At 68.4% G+C, this 20,283-nt stretch carries 20 protein-coding genes and 1 tRNA gene; 10 read left to right on the top strand and 11 right to left on the bottom strand.

The annotated features are described in order from the left end of the window. Window positions 1-3: 3 nt before the first annotated feature. Window positions 4-2,280, bottom strand: coding sequence for an NADP-dependent malic enzyme (locus G3N92_RS04805; protein ID WP_206126310.1), 2,277 nt, complete (start codon window positions 2,278-2,280; stop codon window positions 4-6). A 515-nt stretch (window positions 2,281-2,795) separates the two neighbouring features. Between G3N92_RS04805 and G3N92_RS04800 the strand changes: the two genes are divergently transcribed. From G3N92_RS04800 to G3N92_RS04780, 5 genes are all read left to right on the top strand, one after another. Beyond that, window positions 2,796-3,482 carry an orotate phosphoribosyltransferase gene (locus tag G3N92_RS04800; RefSeq protein WP_206126309.1) on the top strand — a complete coding sequence of 229 codons (687 nt, stop codon included), beginning with the start codon at window positions 2,796-2,798 and terminating at the stop codon, window positions 3,480-3,482. A gap of 211 nt (window positions 3,483-3,693) precedes the next feature. Further along, window positions 3,694-4,323, top strand: a complete 630-nt coding sequence (locus tag G3N92_RS04795) for a YbhB/YbcL family Raf kinase inhibitor-like protein (RefSeq protein WP_206126308.1) — start codon at window positions 3,694-3,696, stop codon at window positions 4,321-4,323. 180 nt (window positions 4,324-4,503) lie between these two features. Continuing rightward, window positions 4,504-5,451 (top strand): N-acetyl-gamma-glutamyl-phosphate reductase, encoded by a 948-nt coding sequence (argC, locus tag G3N92_RS04790; protein ID WP_206126307.1) that lies wholly within the window; start codon window positions 4,504-4,506, stop codon window positions 5,449-5,451. Between the two features lie 1,009 nt (window positions 5,452-6,460). Then, window positions 6,461-7,717: a DUF2957 domain-containing protein gene (locus G3N92_RS04785; protein ID WP_206126306.1), complete on the top strand. Its 1,257-nt coding sequence runs from the start codon at window positions 6,461-6,463 to the stop codon at window positions 7,715-7,717. Between the two features lie 15 nt (window positions 7,718-7,732). After that, window positions 7,733-8,569 carry an OmpW family protein gene (locus G3N92_RS04780; protein WP_206126305.1) on the top strand — a complete coding sequence of 279 codons (837 nt, stop codon included), beginning with the start codon at window positions 7,733-7,735 and terminating at the stop codon, window positions 8,567-8,569. A 434-nt stretch (window positions 8,570-9,003) separates the two neighbouring features. Here the strand turns inward: G3N92_RS04780 and G3N92_RS04775 are convergent, their stop codons facing one another. The 5 genes from G3N92_RS04775 to G3N92_RS04755 form a co-directional block, all read right to left on the bottom strand. Then, window positions 9,004-9,648, bottom strand: a complete 645-nt coding sequence (locus tag G3N92_RS04775) for a LysE family translocator (protein ID WP_206126304.1) — start codon at window positions 9,646-9,648, stop codon at window positions 9,004-9,006. Between the two features lie 89 nt (window positions 9,649-9,737). After that, entirely contained in the window at window positions 9,738-10,607 is an 870-nt protein-coding gene (locus G3N92_RS04770) for an NAD(P)-dependent oxidoreductase (RefSeq protein ID WP_206126303.1), read from the bottom strand. Between the two features lie 141 nt (window positions 10,608-10,748). Beyond that, on the bottom strand, window positions 10,749-10,964 hold the full coding sequence (locus G3N92_RS04765) for a hypothetical protein (protein WP_206126302.1): 216 nt from the start codon (window positions 10,962-10,964) through the stop codon (window positions 10,749-10,751). A gap of 149 nt (window positions 10,965-11,113) precedes the next feature. Beyond that, window positions 11,114-11,254: an oxalate:formate antiporter gene (locus G3N92_RS04760; protein WP_206126301.1), complete on the bottom strand. Its 141-nt coding sequence runs from the start codon at window positions 11,252-11,254 to the stop codon at window positions 11,114-11,116. 13 nt (window positions 11,255-11,267) lie between these two features. Beyond that, on the bottom strand, window positions 11,268-12,671 hold the full coding sequence (locus G3N92_RS04755; protein WP_206126300.1) for an OFA family MFS transporter: 1,404 nt from the start codon (window positions 12,669-12,671) through the stop codon (window positions 11,268-11,270). A 479-nt stretch (window positions 12,672-13,150) separates the two neighbouring features. On the opposite strand from G3N92_RS04755, the gene G3N92_RS04750 reads away from it, so the two are divergent. The 4 genes from G3N92_RS04750 to G3N92_RS04735 all read left to right on the top strand — a co-directional run bounded on the left by G3N92_RS04750 (window position 13,151) and on the right by G3N92_RS04735 (window position 16,507). Continuing rightward, window positions 13,151-13,549, top strand: coding sequence for a hypothetical protein (locus G3N92_RS04750; protein WP_206126299.1), 399 nt, complete (start codon window positions 13,151-13,153; stop codon window positions 13,547-13,549). 390 nt (window positions 13,550-13,939) lie between these two features. Next, a complete protein-coding gene (locus tag G3N92_RS04745; protein WP_206126298.1) occupies window positions 13,940-15,034 on the top strand; it encodes a diguanylate cyclase in 1,095 nt (364 codons plus the stop codon). 118 nt (window positions 15,035-15,152) lie between these two features. Next, complete coding sequence (locus G3N92_RS04740) at window positions 15,153-15,980, top strand: AraC family transcriptional regulator (protein ID WP_206126297.1); 828 nt, start codon at window positions 15,153-15,155, stop codon at window positions 15,978-15,980. A 116-nt stretch (window positions 15,981-16,096) separates the two neighbouring features. Beyond that, complete coding sequence (locus tag G3N92_RS04735; protein WP_206126296.1) at window positions 16,097-16,507, top strand: cupin domain-containing protein; 411 nt, start codon at window positions 16,097-16,099, stop codon at window positions 16,505-16,507. Between the two features lie 15 nt (window positions 16,508-16,522). On the opposite strand, the gene G3N92_RS04730 is transcribed toward G3N92_RS04735, so the two are convergent. Beyond that, entirely contained in the window at window positions 16,523-17,293 is a 771-nt protein-coding gene (locus tag G3N92_RS04730) for an SDR family oxidoreductase (protein ID WP_206126295.1), read from the bottom strand. 96 nt (window positions 17,294-17,389) lie between these two features. Here G3N92_RS04730 and G3N92_RS04725 point away from each other — a divergent pair, with 96 nt between their 5' ends. Then, window positions 17,390-18,283, top strand: a complete 894-nt coding sequence (locus G3N92_RS04725) for a LysR family transcriptional regulator (protein WP_206126294.1) — start codon at window positions 17,390-17,392, stop codon at window positions 18,281-18,283. 65 nt (window positions 18,284-18,348) lie between these two features. On the opposite strand, the gene G3N92_RS04720 is transcribed toward G3N92_RS04725, so the two are convergent. The 4 genes from G3N92_RS04720 to G3N92_RS04705 all read right to left on the bottom strand — a co-directional run bounded on the left by G3N92_RS04720 (window position 18,349) and on the right by G3N92_RS04705 (window position 20,257). Then, window positions 18,349-18,424 (bottom strand) — tRNA-Ala (locus G3N92_RS04720). 63 nt (window positions 18,425-18,487) lie between these two features. Continuing rightward, a complete protein-coding gene (locus tag G3N92_RS04715) occupies window positions 18,488-18,847 on the bottom strand; it encodes a c-type cytochrome (protein WP_206126293.1) in 360 nt (119 codons plus the stop codon). Next, on the bottom strand, window positions 18,844-19,653 hold the full coding sequence (locus tag G3N92_RS04710) for a BON domain-containing protein (RefSeq protein WP_206126292.1): 810 nt from the start codon (window positions 19,651-19,653) through the stop codon (window positions 18,844-18,846). The genes G3N92_RS04715 and G3N92_RS04710 overlap by 4 nt, the downstream gene beginning before the upstream one ends. A 19-nt stretch (window positions 19,654-19,672) precedes the next feature. Next, on the bottom strand, window positions 19,673-20,257 hold the full coding sequence (locus G3N92_RS04705; RefSeq protein WP_206126291.1) for an SIS domain-containing protein: 585 nt from the start codon (window positions 20,255-20,257) through the stop codon (window positions 19,673-19,675). Window positions 20,258-20,283 lie beyond the last annotated feature (26 nt).

Below are 20,283 nucleotides of genomic sequence, written 5' to 3'. Positions count from 1 at the left end.
CGCTTACCGCGCGGTGCCGTTCACGTTGGCCGCTGCCACGGCCGTCATGTTGACGATGCGGCGCACGGTGGCGGCCGGCGTCAGGATATGCACCGGCTTGGCGGCGCCGAGCAGGAACGGGCCGACCGTCACGCCGTCGCCGCCGATCATCTTCAGCAGGTTGTAGGCGATGTTGGCGGCTTCCACGTTCGGCATGATCAACAGGTTCGCTTCGCCCGACAGCGTGGTGCCGGGGAACGCGGCCTTGCGGATCGTTTCCGACAGCGCGGCGTCGCCGTGCATTTCGCCGTCCACTTCCAGTTGCGGCGCGCGCTCGGCGATCAGTTGACGTGCCTCGGCCATGCGGCGCGAGGACGACGACGGCGCGCTGCCGAAGTTCGAGTTCGACAGCAGCGCGGCCTTCGGCGTGATGCCGAAGCGCTCGATCTCGGCGGCGGCCTGGATCGTCATGTCGGCCAGTTGCTCGGCGCTCGGCAGCTCGTTGACATAGGTGTCGCAGACGAACAGGTTGCGGCCCGGCAGCATCAGCAGATTCATCGCGGCCAGATGCTCGGCGCCCTTCGCGCGGCCCAGCACCTGATCGATGTACTTCAGATGGCTGTGGTACGTGTCGATCATGCCGCAGATCATGCCGTCGGCATCGCCGAGGTGCACCAGGATCGCGCCGATCAGCGTGTTCGCCTTGCGCAGCGCGGCCTTCGCGACTTCCGGCGTGACGCCTTCGCGCGCGCACAGCTCGTGATAGGCCTGCCAGCATTGCTGGTAGCGCGGGTCGTCTTCGGGATCGACGATCTCGAAATCGGTGCCGGCGCGCAGCTTCGAGCCGATCTTCTTCAGGCGCATTTCCACCACGGCCGGACGACCGATGATGATCGGCTTGGCGATCTTTTCCTGCAGCACGAACTGCGCGGCGCGCAGCACGCGCTCGTCCTCGCCCTCGGCGAACACGATGCGGGCCTGCTTGGCCTTGGCCGCCGTGAACACCGGACGCATCACCATGCCGGTGCGGTAGACGGTGGCGCCCAGTTGCTCGCGATAGGCGTCCATGTCCTCGATCGGGCGCGTGGCGACGCCCGAATCCATCGCGGCCTGCGCGACGGCCGGCGCGATCTTGATGATCAGGCGCGGATCGAACGGCTTCGGAATCAGGTATTCCGGCCCGAATTCGAGCGAATGGCCTTCATAGGCCTTGGCCACTTCCTCGCTCTGGTCGGTTTCCTGGGCCAGATCGGCGATCGCGCGCACGCAGGCAAGCTTCATCTCTTCCGTGATGGTGGTCGCGCCGACGTCCAGCGCGCCGCGGAAGATGAACGGGAAGCACAGCACGTTGTTGACCTGGTTCGGGTAATCCGAACGGCCGGTCGCGACGATCGCGTCGGGACGCACGGCCTTGGCCGCTTCCGGGCGGATTTCCGGCTCCGGGTTGGCCAGCGCCAGGATCAGCGGCTGGGTGCCCATGGTCTGCACCATTTCCGGCTTCAGCACGCCCGCGCTCGAGCAGCCGAGGAACACGTCGGCGCCGTCGATGGCGTCGGCCAGCGTGCGGGCCTCGGTGGTAGCGGCGTAGCGCTGCTTCGACGGATCGAGCTGGCCGCGGCCTTCGTAGATCACGCCCTTCGAATCGGTGACGAGCACGTTGGCCTTGTTCAGGCCCAGGTGCACGAGCAGGTCCAGGCAGGCGATCGCCGCCGCGCCCGCACCCGAGCACACCAGCTTGACCGTGCCGAGATCCTTGCCGACCACCTTCAGGCCGTTCAGGATCGCGGCCGAGGCGATGATCGCGGTGCCGTGCTGGTCGTCGTGGAAGACGGGGATCTTCATGCGCTCGCGCAGCTTCTGCTCGATGTAGAAGCACTCCGGCGCCTTGATGTCTTCGAGGTTGATGCCGCCGAGCGTCGGCTCGAGCATCGCGATCGCCTCGACCAGCTTGTCCGGATCGGTTTCGGCCAGTTCGATGTCGAACACGTCGATGCCGGCGAACTTCTTGAACAGGCAGCCCTTGCCTTCCATCACGGGCTTCGACGCCAGCGGGCCGATGTTGCCGAGGCCCAGCACGGCGGTGCCGTTGGTGATCACGCCGACGAGGTTGCCGCGCGAGGTGTATTTCTGCGCGTCGAGCGGATCGGCGTGGATCGCCTCGCAGGCCGCCGCGACGCCCGGCGAATACGCGAGCGAGAGATCGTACTGGTTCGACAGCGGCTTGGTCGGCGTGACCGAGATCTTGCCGGGCTTCGGATTCTGGTGATACGCGAGCGCGCTCTGCTTCAGTTGTTCATCCATGATGGGTCGTCTGATTTGCGAGAAAGGCGGAACGGTTGAGGATGGGAGATGCGAAACGGTGCGCCGGCACCCGGCAGCAGGCACGCGCCGGAATGGATCGATCGGGGGAGATAGCCGTGGGCGGCAGCGGTCGCGCGCCGGATCGGCGCGCCGTGGAACCTGCTGTCTGCGGGATGGGCAAGGAGACCAAGGTGCCGGCAAATTCTGGTGGGCGCTAAGTGTACACCTGGCTCGGCGCGTGTGCGGCTGCCCCTCGGGATACTCCTCATAACGCGACGCATGGCCGCAGCAAGGCGCGGCGGGGTGTCGGCGTGGCATCGGCGGGCATGCCGGGAGCCCCCGCTTCGGCCCCCGTTCCGGCCGTCCGGCGGCCCGCCGATTCGGGTAAAATAGCGGCCCACGCGCGCAGCGAAATTTCGCCGCATGCCGGCTCCGCCGGCATGGCCCGGCCGAAACCCGTCGCCGCGCCACGGCGCCCCGCGCCCGCCCTCCCGCTCATCACCCAAGGAATGCCCATGACAGGCTTCGATCGTCAAACGATCTCCGACACGACCGCCAAAATCCTGCTCGAAGTGCAGGCGGTGCACTTCAACGCCGAAAAGCCGTTCATCTTCACGTCCGGCTGGGCGAGCCCCGTCTACATCGACTGCCGCAAGCTGATCTCGTATCCGCGCGTGCGCCGTGGCCTGATGGAGATGGCGGAAGCGACGATCCTGCGCGACGTCGGCTTCGAGCAGATCGACGCGGTCGCGGGCGGTGAAACCGCCGGCATTCCGTTCGCCGCCTGGATCGCCGACCGCATGATGCTGCCGATGCAGTACGTGCGCAAAAAGCCGAAGGGTTTCGGCCGCAACGCACAGATCGAAGGCCATCTCGAGGAAGGCTCGCGCGTCCTGCTGGTGGAAGACCTGACCACCGACAGCCGCAGCAAGATCAACTTCATCAACGCGCTGCGCACGGCCGGCGCCGAAGTGAACCACTGCTTCGTGCTGTTCCACTACAACATCTTCAAGGAAAGCGTCTCGGTCCTGAAGGACATCGACGTCGATCTGCACGCGCTGGCCACCTGGTGGGACGTGCTGCGCGTCGCGAAGAACTCGGGCTACTTCGAAACGAAGACGCTCGACGAAGTCGAGAAATTCCTGCACGCGCCGGCCGAATGGTCGGCCGCGCACGGCGGCGCCACCTCGCCGAAGGACTGAGCGAACGCGCGCCGCCCGCGCGGCGCGCCCCGCTCCCCCGAAAACGCCCGTCACGCTAGCCCGTGACGGGCGTTTTTTCATGCGTGCGCGACCGTGCAGGCTGCCGCAACCCGCGGCCGCGCGGTAGACTTTCCGTCATTGCGGACACAGGGTCGCAACACCAATACGCGCCGGCGCACGCCGCCGGCCGACGTGAGGGGAGGATCGCGGCATGCTTGAAGCTCGGCAGCATCGGCGCCCGGAACAACGGCAGCAGCGACATGAGCGGCAGCAGCGCGCACGCGGCGTCCGGCACGCGCTGCGCGTGCTCGCGGTGGCCGTCGCCGCGCTGGCCTGCAGCGCGCGGCCGGGTGCGCAACCCCCGTTCACGCTGTCGAGCGCCGACCTGCGCGACGGCGGCCGGGTCGGCGCCGCGCAGCGCTACGCCAAGGGCGCCTGCCGCGGCGAGAACCGCTCCCCCGAACTGAGCTGGCAGAACCCGCCGCCCGGCACGCGCGCCTACGCCGTCACCCTGTTCGATCCCGACGCGCCGGGCCCCGGCTGGTGGCACTGGGCCGTGATCGGCATCCCCGCCTCGGTCACCAGCCTGCCCGCCAACGCCAGCGCGTCCGGCGTGCTGCGCCGGCTCGGCGCGGCCGAAGCCCGCAACGACTACGGCAACGACGGCTACGACGGCCCCTGCCCGCCGCCCGGCAAGCCGCACCGCTACGTGATCACCGTCTACGCGCTCGACACCGATCGCCTGCGCACCGTGCAGGGCCGCCCCGCGCAACTGTTCGATCACGAGATCGGCGTCGCCACGCTCGGCTGGGCGCGGCTCACAGTCACCGACGAGCGCTGAACCCGGCGGCTCGAACGAGGGCCGGATCGCCAGCGCGCGCCGTCAACAATCCGTCACGCGGCGCAGGCACGATGGACGCCGCCGCTTTTTTCGGCGCAACCGGTTACGGCCCTGTCCGTGAAGTCTTAAAATGGCGGCTTTCCGGCGTTCGCGCCGGCCGCCCCATTCCGTGAGAGCAAGATGACCACGAAAGTTTTTGTCGACGGCCAGGAAGGCACGACCGGCCTGAAGATCTTCGAATATCTGTCCGCCCGCAGCGACATCGACATCCTTCGCATCGACGATGCGCAGCGCAAGGACGTCGAGGAACGCCGCCGCCTGATCAACGCCTCGGACGTCACGTTCCTGTGCCTGCCCGACGTCGCCTCGCGCGAATCGGCCTCGCTGGTCGACAACGACCGCACGGTGCTGATCGACGCCAGCACGGCGTTCCGTACCAGCGCCGACTGGGCCTATGGCCTGCCCGAACTGACGCGCGCCCAGCGCGAGCGCATTCGCGGCGCGAAGCGCATCGCGGTGCCGGGCTGCCACGCCTCGGCGTTCGTGCTGGCGATGCGCCCGCTCGTCGAGGCGGGCGTGGTGGCCGCCGATTTCGCGGCGCACAGCTACTCGATCACCGGCTACAGCGGCGGCGGCAAGAAGATGATCGCCGACTACGAAGCCGGCGGTAACGACCGCCTGGCCAGCCCGCGCGCCTACGCGCTGGCGCTCGGCCACAAGCATCTGCCGGAAATGGCCGCGCACACCGGCCTGGCCAACGCGCCGATCTTCACGCCGATCGTCGGCCCGTTCCTCAAGGGCCTGGCCGTCACGACCTACTTCACGCCGAGCCAACTGGCCAAGCGCGTGGGCCCGCAGGACGTGCAGCGGATCTTCGCCGAGTACTACGCGGGCGAGGCGTTCGTGCGCGTCGCGCCGTACGATGCGGCCGAAAACCTCGACGAAGGCTTCTTCGACGTGCAGGCGAACAACGACACGAACCGCGTCGATCTGTTCGTGTTCGGCAACGAGGAGCGCTTCGTCACGGTCGCGCGCCTCGACAACCTCGGCAAGGGCGCCTCGGGCGCGGCGATCCAGTGCATGAACCTGGCCATCGGCGCCGCGGAAGATGCCGGCCTGAACCGCTGAACCACACGCATCCCGATGCAATGCGGCGGTTTTCCGCCGCGTATCGATAAACCGGCCCGCGCGGCCGGTTTTTTCTTGTCCGCGATTTTCCCGCATGCGGCCGATATCGCAGTTTGCGTTCCCGAATCTGGCCGCTTTGCGATTCACGAGAATTCACATTCTTTCGAAATACCGAAAAACCGACCGATTTTCCACGGCTTCCCAATCATGAATATCCCGAATAGGGATACTCCCGAGTTCGCACACGCGAGCCTTGTGCAGCAAGCCTGAGCACGCACCGCGGCGATCCGCCGATGCGCCGTTTCAGGCGTTCTGGAGGGAGTTTTCAAACACCATTTACGTTTTAATTCCGCCCGACACGCCCGATTTGACGGGCGATTTTGGCATGCGTCCCGTTTCAATCGTCTTTTTTAGACGATTCCATCAATTGACAGTTGAAGGTGGCGCGGCGAAATTACATCGCACAATTACACCGGAGACGCAGGCATGTCATACGCCTTGTGGAAGGGGACGGCCATGGCCATCGAGCCGGCCCCTCTGGCGGCCGCCATGGGCGCGACGATCGACCGATCGTCGGCCCCGGCCGGCGCGTGGCGCCCGATCGCGGGCGACGCGGCGTCACGTGCGCGAGCCTGCCTCGCGCCGCGCCAGGGCGCATGCTGCCGCACGGCCCTTGCGCCGCTCCGCGTTGGGCGCCGGCCAGCCGGCCGCGCCGCCCTGCATCGCTTCCTCCGCTTCCCGACGACGCACCTTCGCGCGCCATCCGCGCCCCGTCGTCTCGACGCACCGATAACGCCGGCCCGAGCCGGCATGCCGACCGCCGATCTCATGGCGGCGGTTCGCCACGCATGCACGGCCCGCGAGCCGGCTGCGACACACAGGATCAACGGGGGCGTGACGCCAGCAGCCGACGAACGGCCAGCGGGCGGCACGCACGGGTAGGGGCAAGCAAAGAAGCGGCAGACAGGGAGCCGGCCGCCATCAAACAAGACAATCCTGGAGGAGCAACATGAAGCGGAATATCGTACTGGCCGCGGCCTTTGCCGTGCCTTTGCTGCTGTCTGCCTGCGGGGGCGGGGACGAACAGCCGCCCGCGGCGCTCGCCGCGACCGAGCCGGGCCTGTGCCCGTCGACGCTCGACTACAGCACCGTCTACACGGGCGGCGGCGGCGACGGCGAACTCGTCAAGCTGCAACTCGATACGACCAAGAAGACCTGGCAGATCACCTATGTCGAATCGCCGATCCCGGTGACCACCGGCACCGTCACGCCGACCCGCGCGGGCACCACCGCCACCGGCACGCTGACCCAGGAAACCGGCCTGCCCACCCAGAAGCTCAACAACTGCGCGTTCCAGCTGAACGGCGCGACGCTCGATCCGACGCGTCCGGCCCGCGTGTTCGTGGGCTTCGGCGTGGCGGGCGGCACGATTCCGGGCGCGCGCATCTCGTACGCCGGCGTGATCGGCGTGGGCGCGGTGCCGGACACGACGTTCCCGTACTACCCGTTCATCGGCTTCTCGACGCTCGAAACCAATCTCGCGAACCTGGCCGGCACCTACAGCCAGCTCGGCTACGGGCAGGTGCCGTCGCAGAACTTCTCGCCGACCACCATCGACGCGAAGGTGACGATCAACGCCGACGGCACCTGGACCCGCTGCGACACCACCGGCCAGTACGCCGGCACGTGCCGCCAGCCGGGCGGCAACCTGACGGCCGCGCCGGACGGTTCGGGCGCGTTCGTGACCAACAACTACCAGGGGCAGGTGAAGCCGACGCTGGCCGCGACCGGCCCGCAGGCGAAGGGCTACATCATCGTCGGCAAGCTGCGCAACCAGCTCGTGCCGATCATGATCCGCACCGGCGTGGCGAACCCGAACCCGGTGCCCGATGCGAACGGCATCCCGGGCCTGACCGCCGACGACGAATCGGGCATCTCGATCATGTCGCCGCAGTCGAACATCGTGCTCGGCTCGCAGAACGGCGAATACATCGGCGTGGACAGCCAGTTCAACTACCGCACCACCGCGCTGATCAACGCCCAGGCCACGCTGCTCGACCCGTTCAACGCCTCGCAGGCCTCGCTCGCGACCGCGCTGGATCTGAACTACGGCCAGACCGTGCCGGGCACGGTCACCTCGGTGCACACGGGCGCCACCAGCACCACGGCCACCGGCAAGCTGATCTTCACGGGCGGCGTGTTCGGCTTCCTCGACAACAACAATCCGACGTCGCCGTATTTCACGATCGGCGCATTCGTCCAATAACCGGGGGACTCAGCCGTGAAAAAGACCTTCCTTTGCGCGGCGGCCGCGAGCGCCGCCGCGCTGGGGCCGTGCGCGGCCCACGCGCAGAGCGCCGGCAGCAACGTGATCGGGCTGGGCTGGTTTCACGTCCAGCCGATCCAGAGCAGCACGTCGCTGAACACCAGCGTCGCGCCGACGCCGATCAACACGCCGCTGCGGCTGCCGTCGCAGTTCGATTCGCCGGGCACCGGGCTGCGCACCAGCACCGCGGACACGCTCGGCCTGACGATCAGCCACTTCCTGACCGATCACATCGCGGTGACGTCGGTGGCCGGCGTGCCGCCCGTGTTCAAGGTGCGCGGCAACGGCACCATCACGCCGCCCGGCCCGGCCGGTGCGCTCGGCACGCAGAACATCGGGCTCGGCGCGGTGAACCCGATCGTCAAGAGCGTGCGGCAGTGGAGCCCGGCCGTGATCTTCCAGTACTACTTCGCGAACGCGAATGCGAAGATCAGGCCGTTCCTCGGCGTGGGCGTGTCGTACAACTGGTTCAGCGATCTGCAGTTGAACAACAACTTCATCAAGCAGACGCAGGACAACCTCGGCTCGATTCTCGCGGCGGGCGCCGGCAAGCCGGGCACGACGCAGGTGTCGGCGAAGGCGTCGTCGTCGTGGCAGCCGGTGTTCAACGCGGGCGTGACCTATGCGATCAACGAGCACTGGGGGCTCATCGCGTCGGTCACCTATATCCCGCTGAAGACGACGTCGACGGTCACGATCAAGGCCGCGGACGGCACCACGCTGGCGGAATCGAAAGGCGACCTGAAGGCCGATCCGATCATCAGCTACCTGGCCGTGTCGTATAAGTTCTGATCGCGGGCTGGCGGGAAGGGAAACCCGCAAGGGGCAATGCGCTGGAGGCCGCGGGCCGCCATGGCGAATCGTATGGACGAAAAAAAGCCCGCCTTAAGAGGCGGGCTGAATCCATATCAGAGGAGACATGGAGGAGACAGTTCCAACTATACCCGAGCGGATGTCGCATCGCAACATTTCCTTGCGGCAAATAAGGACTTTCCCTTGCGGGTTGTTGCGGAGTCGCGACATGCGCGACGGCGGGCGCACGGTGCGGTTCGCCGCGGCCCGCGATACGCCCCGCTGCCCCAGAATGCTCGCCTGGTGAGGCATTCAAGAAAAAACCCCGGCGCGCGACGCGAGCCGGGGTGGTGTTTCGACGGTGAGCCGGGGCCACGGCCGCAACCGGATTCCCAGCGCAGTGCGGCAGACTGTCGCGTGCCGCACCGGCGGCGTCAGTGCCTCACCAGCGCCATCGCCGCGCCGAAGCCGACGAACACGCCGCCCGTCAGCCGGTTGAAGATCCGCACCACGCGCGCGCTGCGCAGCGACGCGCCGATCCGCGTGCCGAACGCGCAATACACCACGTACCAGCCCACCTCGCATACCGCCAGCGTCGCCACCAGCACCGCGAACTGCGGCAGCTTCGGCGCAGCCGGGTCGATGAACTGCGGCGTGAGCGCCGCCGCGAACAGCAGCGCCTTCGGGTTGCTGCCCGACACCAGGAAGCCGTTGCGGAACAGCGCGCCCGGCGTGGCCAGCGCGCCGATCTTCAGCGCCGGCGCTTCGGCCGCCGGATCGTTCGCGGCGTCTTCCACGCGCGCGCGCCAGGCCTTGATGCCGAGCCAGATCAGATAGGCCGCGCCGATCAGGCGCAGCGCGTCGAACATGCGCGGCCACGCCGTCAGGAACACGCCGAGCCCGGCCGCCGAGACGAGGAACATCAGCACCAGCGCGAGCAGCGCGCCGGCCATCGTGGCCGCCGTGCGGCGCATGCCGTAGCGCGCGCCGTGCGACATCACCAGCATCATGTTCGGGCCGGGAATCGCCGACACCACGAACATCGTTCCCAGAAACAACTCCCACGTATGCCAATTCATCGCTGCCTCGATCCGAAATGCCTGAAGGAAAACCGGCGGACATTATGCCGGGGTTTGAGCGCCCGGCGAACCGCCCCGCGGCGCGGCGTTCAGCGGCCCGCGCGGCGCGCCGCGACTTCGCCGAGCACCGCGAAATCGCGCTCGCCGTCGCCGTGCGCCACCACGTCGAGCAGGTTGTCGCGCAACACGCTGGCCACCGGCATCGGCACCGACACGGCGTCGGCCGCCTCGATCACGAGCTTCACGTCCTTCAGGCCGAGCCGCGCCTTGAACAGCGCGGGCTCGTAGCGGCGCTCGGCGATCATCGCGCCATAGCCCTGGTAAACAGGCCCCGGCAGGATGCTGTTCGAGATCACGTCGATGTAGTCGCTGACCGACACGCCGTGCCCGGTCAGCAGCGCCGCCGCCTCGCCCATCGTCTCGATCGCCGAGGCCAGCGCGAAATTGGCGGCCAGCTTCACGGCGTTGGCGTGCTGCGGCAGCGAACCGAGCCGCCAGGTCTTCTTGCCGATCACGTCGAACGCCGGCTGCACGCGGTCGATCGCCTCGGCCGGGCCGGCGGCCACGATCGTCAGTTGCCCGAGCGCGGCGACGTTCGGGCGCCCAAGCACCGGCGCGGCCACGTAGTGCAGGCCGCGCTCGGCGTGCGCATGCGCGAGCGTTTCGGCCAACGCCACCGAGATGGTCGCCATGTTGACGTGCACCAGGCCGCGCGGCGCGTGTTCGAGCAGGCTCGCGTCGAACACGCCGCGCACGGCCGCGTCGTCGGCCAGCATCGAGAACACGGCGTCGCCCTGGAACGCCTCGGCGATCGAGCCGGCGTGTTCCGCGCCCGCCTCGGCCAGCGGCGCGACCTTCTCCGGCGAGCGGTTCCAGACGCGCACGCGATGCCCCGCCTTCAACAGGTTCAGCGCGATCGCGCCGCCCATCTCGCCGAGACCGATAAATCCGATATCCATGCTTCGCTCCTTGGTGGCTGGAGCGACGAAGTAGAGCACAGCCGCGCGATCCTTGCCGGGCCCGGAAATGAAACAGTCCCGGCCGCGCGAACGGCCGGGACTGCTGGGAAACGGCTGCCGCGCGGCGCGCGGCGCGGACGCTTACTGCTGCGCGCCCTTGTCGTTGGTGCCGGCGCTCGAAGCGGCGGCGGCCTTCGCCTTGCCCTTCGTGCTGCCGTGCTTCTTCAGCGTGTGCTTCGGCTTGCTCTTGTCGTGCTTGGCCGGTGCGGCCGCCGGGGCCGATGCGTCCTGCGCGAACACCGATGCCGAACCGAAGGCGAGCGTTGCGGCGGCCAGCGAAACGAGAAGCTTCTTCATGGTTCTACCCCTGCGTGGATGAATGGAAACGAACGGCCCGGATCGTCGGTGTGAAACCGCGCCGTCGCTGTCTGTTCAACGTGCGCGCGGCACGCCGCGTTGACTGTCGAAAACCCTGATGCGGCGGCCGTCGTTGCCCTTCATGCAGGTCAGTGGAACAGCTTCATCGCCTGCGTCAGCGTGTTGACGACGCCCCACACGAGCGGCACCAGCACGTACAGCCAGAACACCACCAGCAGCCCCTTGTTGGTGGGATGCGCGGTGTCGTTGCGGGTCGAGAGATCGGTCATCGTGAGCCTCCGCTTATTTGCCGGCCGCGAGCTGCGCGTCGGTCATGTAGTGATGATCGGCGACGCGGCGCACGAGCAGGTTGCAGAAGAAGCCGACGATCAGCAGGATCGCCATCAGGTGCACCGTCATCGTGTACGCATCGGCCTTGGCGACGCCGTGGCCCACTTGATACGCGCGGATGTAGTTCACCAGCACCGGGCCAGCCACGCCGGCCGCGGCCCAGGCCGTCAGCAGGCGGCCGTGGATGCCGCCCACGAACGCCGTGCCAAACATGTCGGCCAGATAGGCCGGCACGGTCGAGAAGCCGCCGCCATACATCGACAGGATCACGCCGTACGCCAGCACGAACAGCGCGATGTTGCCGCTCGCCGCGAAGGCCGGCACGCAGTAGTACAGCACCGCGCCGAGCGCGAAGAAGATGAAGTAGGTGTTCTTGCGGCCGACCCAGTCGGACGCCGACGCCCACACGAACCGCCCGCCCATGTTGAACAGCGACAGCAGGCCGACGAAGCCGGCGGCAGCCGCGGCCGTCACCGTGTCCTTGAAGCTTTCCTGGATCATCACCGAGGCCTGGCCGAGAATGCCGATGCCGGCCGTCACGTTCAGGAACAGCACCAGCCAGATCAGGTAGAACTGCGGCGTCTTGAGGGCCTGGTCGATGTGGACGTGGCGCGTCGTGATCATCTTGTTGGTCGACTGCGCGGGCGGCTCCCAGCCGGCCGGCTTCCAGCCTGCCGGCGGAATGCGGATCGCGAACGCGCCGATCGTCATCGAGATGAAATACGCGATGCCGAGGACCACGAACGTTTCGGCCACGCCGATGCTCGTCGCGCTCTTGAAGTGGTTCATCAGCGCCACCGACAGCGGCGCGGCGATCATCGCGCCGCCGCCGAAGCCCATGATCGCCATGCCGGTCGCCATGCCGCGGCGGTCCGGGAACCAGCGGATCAGCGTCGACACCGGCGACACGTAGCCGAGGCCCAGGCCGATCCCGCCGATCACGCCGTAGCCGAGGTACAGCATCCAGATCTGGTGGGTCCACACGCCGATCGCCGAGACGATGAAGCCGCCGCCGAAGCAGCAGGCCGCCGTCAGCATGGTGCGGCGCGGGCCGACGCGTTCGAGCCACTTGCCGGCGAACGCCGCCGACAGGCCGAGGAACACGATCGCCAGCGAGAAGATCCAGCCGAGGGTGGTCAGCGTCCAGTCGCCCGGCGCCGAGGCCGTGATGCCGATCACCTTGGTGAGCGGGCCGTTGAACACGGAAAAGGCATAGGCCTGACCGATACAGAGGTGTACTGCAAGCGCCGCGGGCGGCACCATCCATCGCGAAAACCCGGGGCGAGCGATGGTCGCCTCCTTCGACATGAACGACGGGGCACCCGTGCGGCCAGCCGGCTCAATCACACTGCTCATGATGATTTGTCTCCGTTGCAAATCTTGTTGTGGCCTGCGCTGAACACGCGCCGGAGCCATCGCGACATAGGAACCGCCGGTTCATATAATCTGTTGTCCAGAATGATTTTCCCCGAATCCGGCTCTGCCACACCGAACGATAGGCACCCCGAAACACATGCGCAATATGAGATAAGTGCGCATAAGGGAATGCATAGACGTAAAGGATGTGAACGATTCGTCAAGACGCGCCGCCGCGTCCCCCGCCGCCGCCCGCCTTGCCTTGCCGCGCCGGCTCCCGCCGGTGCTCCGGGCCGCTCGCACGAGCTTACGGCCAGCCAACAAAGCCGCGCATCCTACGCGAGACGCCCGCGAAAAACAATTTTTAACACCCGCGTCGCGTCTCGCTTGTTAGCCTGCCCCGGCATCACTGGCCGGCACGCGCGCGCGACCGCGCCGGCGATGCTCCGACTTCCCTGCTTGAGAGAACGATCGAATCGATGAAAGACCCGAACAAGTTGGCGGCGTACGCGCTGCTCGCCGGCGCGGCGCTGTCGCTGGCCGGTTGCGGCAGCAGCAGCGAGCCGCGTCCGCTCGCCCCATCCCAGGCCGCCGCGGTCGGCGCGCCGCCGGGCGCGATGATCTACGTGTCGTCGGGCCTGCAGGCGCCGCAGATCGAGCGCTGCCTGTCGAGCCGGCTGTCGCGCGCGCGCGTCGAACGGCAGGGCCGCGTCTCCACGATGCTGATCGGGCCCCGTTCGGCCAGCGAAGACTGGCGCATCACGCTCGAACAGAACGCGGCGGCCGGCACCACGATCGCCGTCTATCCGCCCGCGAGCGGCGACGGCGACCCGGACGAAACCTCGCTGCGGTTCCACCTCGCGCGCTGCGCGGTCTGACGAATCGGGCGCCGGCCGGCGCACAGGCCCGAGCGCACAGCACTTTTCCCCAGATGGCTGTGGACGAACGCTGTGCGCCCGCGGCCACCCTGTGCACGCTTCGCGCCGGCGGCCTACAATTCGCGGCCGAACCGCCGTAAACCTTTGCTTAGATAGGTAAGGTTGGTTAACAATTGCGGCGCGTGTCTGTGGACAACGTGCCGTCGTCCCGCGCAATCGAAACGGCAGCGGTGTCACATCACTGCCGCCCAACGGCTGACGCGCGTATCGCGCCGCGGAACATCGGCCGTCAACCGGGCGACCCCGCCTGCGGCGTACGCGGGCGGCGCGCGGCAGGCAACCCCGGCCGCCTTGCCCGCAGCCCATCTCGTTCAACCGGAAGGAACTCGCATGGAACTCGAACCGGCCGGCGCGCCGCCTCATCGGCCTGCCCCACCGGAATCCGCCGCCGCAGGCGCCGACGCCGCGCTCGAAGCGGCGCGGCGCGCGATCCCGGCGGCCTCCGCGGCCGAGGGCACCGCCATCGTGCTGCTGGTCGACGACCAGCCGATCGTGCGCGAAGCGGTGCGCCAGGCGCTGGCCGGCGAAACCGGCATCGAGCTGCGCTACTGCCAGCACGCCACGCAGGCGCTGGACGTGGCGCGCCAGACGCGTCCGACCCTGATCCTGCAGGACCTGGTGATGCCCGAGGTGGACGGCCTGACGCTGGTGCAGCACTACCGGCGCACGCCGGAGCTGCGCGACGTGCCGATCATCGTGCTGTCCGCCAAGGAAGAGCCGCGCATCAAGCAGGCCGCCTTCGAGGCCGGCGCGAACGACTACCTGATCAAACTGCCGGATCGCGTCGAGCTGGTCGCGCGGATCCGCTATCACTCGCGCGCGTACGTGAATCTGCTGCAGCTGAACACCGCCTACCGCGCGCTGCGCCAGTCGCAGGAAGAACTGCTGGCCGCGAATCGCGAGCTGGAGCGGCTGTCGCAATCGGACGGCCTCACTTCGCTGCCGAACCGCCGCTATCTCGACGCCTACCTCGACGGCGAATGGCGCAAGAGCCTGCGCGACGGCACCGAACTGTCGATGCTGATGATCGACGTCGACCGCTTCAAGCAATACAACGACACCTACGGCCACGTGGCCGGCGACGACGTGCTGCGCCAGGTCGGCGCGGCGCTGCAACGCTGCATGAGCCGCCCCGGCGATCTGGCCGCGCGCTTCGGCGGCGAGGAATTCGGCGTGGTGCTGCCGGGCACGCCGGCCGGCGGCGCACGGCTCGTGGCCGAGAAGATCCGCCTCGAAGTGGCCGCGCTGAAGGTGCCGCACACGGGCGGCGCCGACGGCGGCATCGTCACCGTCAGCATCGGCGGCGCCTGCACCGTCGCCTCGCAACTGAGCGGCATCACGGCGCTGATCGAGGCCGCCGACGCCGCGCTCTACCAGGCCAAGCGCGACGGCCGCAATCGCGCGGTGGTCGCCGCCGGCGACTGAACGCAACGGGGGCCGGGCGGGCTCGGCACGCGTGCGCCGAAGTCCGCCCCGCCGGCCCGCGCATGGCCGGCCGGCGTGCGACAATCGTCGCGCCTTCTCTTACGCATCGACTCCGATCGTGCCCCCGAAACCGCCTTCCCCCTCGTCCGACTGGATCCTGCGCGCGGCCCCCGCGCACGGGATCGAGCGCGTCGAGGCGTGGTTCCAGGGCAAGGCCTACGGCATGCACCGGCACGATACCTATGCGATCGGCCGCACGCTCGCCGGCGTCCAGCGCTTCCAGTACCGGCGCAGCCGCCGCGACAGCCTGCCCGGCAACACGCTGGTGCTGCATCCCGACGAGGCGCACGACGGCCAGGCCGGCACCGACGAAGGCTTTCGCTACCGCATCGTCTACGTCGAGCCGTCGCTGTTCCAGGAGGTGCTCGGCGGCCGTGCGCTGCCGTTCGTCGAGGGCGGCGTGACGACCGACGCGCGGCTCGCGGCGGCCGCCGGCACGCTGCTGCAATCGGTCGGCCAGCCGCTCGATCCGCTCGAGCAGGCCGGCGCGATCGCCGAACTGGCCCACGCGCTGGCGGCCGTGGCCAGCTTGCCCGATGCGCGCGGCACGGCCGATTACGCCGCCGCCCGGCGCGCCCGCGACTATCTGCGCGAGAACTGCACGCGCGCGCTCAGGCTGGAGGAAGTGGAAGCCGCCACCGGGCGCGACCGCTGGAGCCTGTCGCACGATTTCCGCACGTTCTACGGCACCAGCCCGTATCGCTACCTGACGATGCGCCGGCTCGACGTGGCGCGCCGCCTGCTGATCGCCGGCGAGCCGCTGTCGAGCGCGGCCGCCAACGCCGGGTTCGCCGATCAGGCCCACATGACGCGCCAGTTCGCGCAGGCGTTCGGCATCACGCCGGGCCGCTGGCGGCAGATGACGGCGGCCCGGCCGCGCGGCTGAACGCGCGCGGCATCGGTACATCGGCAGGCAGGTCAGACCCACGATCGTTCAATACGCCGCGCGAGCGGCTTCGTATGCTCGCGGCTCCCTCACCTTTCCTGCGGACGGAGCACCTCATGACCTCATCCATCCCGGCCTTGCGCGGCCAGTGCCAAACCATCGATCTGGCCGGCAAGCTCGCGCGCGTCGAAGGCTATTGGCAGCAGCGCGTCGTCGCCGAAATGAACGACTACCAGTTCAAGGTCGCGCGGCTCGACGGCGAATTCGTCTGGCACACGCACGACGACACCGACGAAACCTTCATCGTCCTCGACGGCGAATTGCGGATCGAGATGCGCGGCGGCCCGGCCGGCGACAGCACGATCGTGCTGCGCGCGGGCCAGATGGCGGTCGTGCCGAAGGGCGTCGAGCATCGCCCGCACGCGCTCGGCGAGGTGAAACTGCTGCTGGTCGAGCCGCGCGGCGTGGTGAACACCGGCGACGGCGCGCACAGCGAGCGCACCGTCGCGAACGACCAGTGGGTTTGAGGCCGAGCCGGCTGCTCAGAGGTTGATCCCGCCCGACACCTCGATGCGCTGGCCGTTGATCCAGCGCGCGTCGTCGGTGCAGAGGAAGGCCACCGTGCCGCCGATGTCGTCGGCCTGCGCGACGCGGCCCAGCGCCGTCTGCGCCTTCACGAACGCCTGCAGTTCGGGCGAGTTGCGGATCCGCGCGCCGGCGAAATCGGTCTCCACGCCGCCCGGCGCGATCACGTTGGCGCGGATGCCGCGCGCGCCGTACTCCTTCGCCACATAGCGCGAGAACGTCTCGACCGCCGTCTTGCAGGCCGCGTAGATCGCGTAGGCCGGCACGATGAAGCGCGTGGCCGCCGCCGTGATGAACACCACGCCGCCGCCGTCGTTCATCATCGCCAGGCATTGCTGCGTCAGGAACACCACGCCCTTGAAGTGCACGTTCGAGAACGTGTCGAACACCTCCTCCGTGACCTCGGCGATCGGCACCGCCGCGCCGATTCCCGCGTTGTTGACGAGGAAATCGAGCCGTTCCGTGTTCCAGCGCGACCGCAACACGGCCTTCAACTCGGCCAGGAACGGCGCGAACGCGCCGACCGCCGCCACGTCCAGCGGCAGCGCCGCCGCCTTGCGGCCCATGCTTTCGATCTGCGCGACCACCGCTTCGGCGTCGGCGCGGCGTGTTTGATACGTCAGCACCACATCCACGCCCTTGCGCGCCAGCGACAGCGCGATATCGCGCCCGATGCCGCGGCTGCCACCGGTTACCAGCGCCACCTTGGCTTGCGTCGTGTCCGTCATGTCGATCTCCCGTTCAAGAATGCCTCGCATGCTCGTCGATTGTTGATAGATCGACAATCCAGCACAATGTGAACGGGTTGTTTATACGGATGCACAATGAAGATCGATCCCGGCGAGCTGAGCCTGTTCGTGGACGTCGCGCGGGCCGGCGGGTTTCGCGACGCCGCACGCGTGAACGGCAAGAGCCCGTCGCTGCTGAGCCAGTCGATCCGCCGGCTCGAGGACAAGCTCGGCGTGCGGCTGTTCAACCGCTCGACGCGCAGCGTCGTGCTGACCGAGGCCGGCGCGCGGCTGCTCGAAAGCGTCGCGCCCGCGTTCGCCGAGATCGACGCCGCGCTCGACGTGGTCAACGGCTACCGCGAGCGCCCGGCCGGCACCTTGCGCCTGAACGTGCCGCCGATCGCCGCGCGGCTGATCCTGCCGTCGATCCTGCCGCGCTTCTTCGCGGCGTATCCGGAGATCGAGGTGGAGTTGGAGGTGGAGGAGAGTTTCGTCGACGTGCTCGCGTCGGGCTGCGACGCCGGGATCCGCTACGAGGAGCGTCTCGAGGCCGACATGATCGCCGTGCCGATCGGCCCGCGCACCCAGCGTTTCGCGACCGCCGCCGCGCCCGGTTATCTGGCCCGGCGCGGCACGCCGCAGCATCCGCGCGACCTGCTTGCGCATGCCTGCCTGCGCAGCCGCTTTCCGAGCGGCGCGCTGACGCCGTGGATCTTCGAGCGCGACGGCGAGGTGGTGCGCGTGGAGCCATCGGGGCCGTTGCGGGTACGGCCCGGCGGCGCGGTCGACATCCTAGTGGATGCGGCGCGCGCCGAGGTCGGCATCGTTCATCTGTTCGAGGAATGGCTGCGGCCGCATCTGGACAGCGGCGCGTTGATGCCGGTGCTCGCGCCGTGGTGGCAGGGGTTTTCGGGGCCGTTTTTGTACTACCCGAGCCGAAGGTTGCTGCCGGCGCCGTTGCGGGCGTTCGTGGATTTCATCAAGGGGTGAGGGGCGGCGAAACGGCGGCCGAAAAGCAGAAAGCCGACGCAAGGCCGGCTTTCCTGGTGATTCGTTGGTGGAGAGGAGGAGGATCGAACTCCCGACCTTCGCATTGCGAACGCGACGCTCTCCCAGCTGAGCTACCCCCCCAACATTCGATCGATCATACACAAGCCGATCCGGGGATGGCAAGCCCGCCGCGAACCGTTTCGATCAGTTCGACGGCGCGCCGGCCAGCACCCATTTGACGACCGCCTTGATGTCGGCGTCGCTCATGCCGGGATGCGCGGGCATCGGGATCACGCCCCACACGCCGGAGCCGCCGTCGCGCACTTTCTTCTCGAGCTTGGCGGACGCAGCCGGATCGCCCTTGTACTTCGCGGCGATGTCCTTGAACGACGGGCCGACGAGCTTGCGGTCGACCGCGTGGCAGCCCATGCAGGCATTACCGCGAGCCACGCGCAGACCATCGTCGGCGGCCTGCGCGGCGGGCGCGGCCAACAGGCCCGCGCCGAGCGCGAGCGTGGCGACGGCCGATGCCGCCGCGCGGCGAACGGTGCAGCGAACGCTCATTGCTTCACCGCCTTCGCGTTGCCCGGATGCACGTTCGGCGAGCTCGTCACCGGCGCGGGCGCCTGCGACTGCAGCGGCGTGGCGCTGACGCTCGAATCGGGCACCGCGCCCACGGTCGGGCCGACATCGACGGCCGGCGCGGGCTGCGTCACGCCAGGATCGCCGGCGGGCGCGCTCGACGAGGTCAGGCCCGACGAATCGGCCGGCTTGATGTACTGGAATACCTTCACGACCTGCAGCACGCCCGGCACGCGGCTCGCCACATCGGCGCCGATGTTGCCTTCGTCGACGGTCACGAGGCCCATCAGATAGACGTTGCCGCGCTCGCACACCACCTTGAAGTTGTTCGCCGAAATGCCCTTCTCGCCGACCAGCGCCGATTTCACGCGGCCTTCGAGATACGAATCGTTGGTGCGGTCGGACAGCGTGGCGGCCGGCTGCAGCGCCAGCTCGTTGACGATCGCGTTGACGTTGTTGATGGCGCGGACGATGTCCTCGGCACGCTGCTTCGACGCGTTGTTCGACACTTCGCCGGTCAGCAGCACGCGGCGGTTGAACACCGTCACGTTGACGTGCGCGTCGTCGGGCAGGCCGCTGCGCAACTGCGAGGCCGCCTTGATCTGGATTTCGCGATCTTCCGTCTGCGTGCCCAGCGTGCGGCGGTCGGTCGCGATCAACGCGCCGCCACCGGCCGCGGCGCCAACCACGGCCAGCACGCACCCCTGCAGCGAAGCGGCCAGGCTGGCCGACACCGCGATCATCAGGGTGGTTCTCACAAGCGTCTGTCCAACGCGGCGGGTAGTCATCGACAAGCTCTCCTTCGAATCAGTCTTCGCCCAGCAGCATCGCGTCGATGCCGTCGCACAGGCAGTGGATGGTCAGCAGATGGATTTCCTGGATGCGCAACGCCCGGTCGGACGGCACGCCGATATGAATATCCGTGTCGGACAGCGCGGCGGCCAATGCGCCGTCGCGCCCGGCCAGCGCGATCACGGTGATTTCGCGCTCGCCCGCTTCGGCGGCGGCGGCGAGGATGCGCGGCGAATCGCCGGCCGGATCGATGACGACCAGCACGTCGCCCGTCTGGCCGAGCGCGCGCACCTGCTGCGCGAAGATCTGGTCGGCCGCGTCGCCGTTCGTGAACGGGCCGGCGCGGCTGGCATCGGTGGCGAGCGCGAGGCCCGGCAGGCTGGGCCGTTCGCGCTCGAAGCCGCCGACCAGCGCGTTGGCGAGCCGTTCCGCCGCGGCGGCCGAGGGGCCGTCGCCGCAGACGAGAATCTTGTTGCCGTTCGCGAGCGCCATGAACATCGCGTCGACGGCGGCTGCGATCGGCAGCGACAGCGCGTCGAGCACCTCGAGCGCGAGCGCCGCGTTGTCGCGGATATGTTGCTGAATACGTTCGACTGACATCGTCCTATCGCGTGTAGCGTGAAACC

The sequence above is a fragment of the Burkholderia sp. Ac-20379 genome, assembly GCF_017104645.1.
GTDB lineage: Bacteria > Pseudomonadota > Gammaproteobacteria > Burkholderiales > Burkholderiaceae > Burkholderia.
Note: the sequence above shows the minus strand (reverse complement) of the source record. Positions and strands in the feature narration are given on the sequence as shown.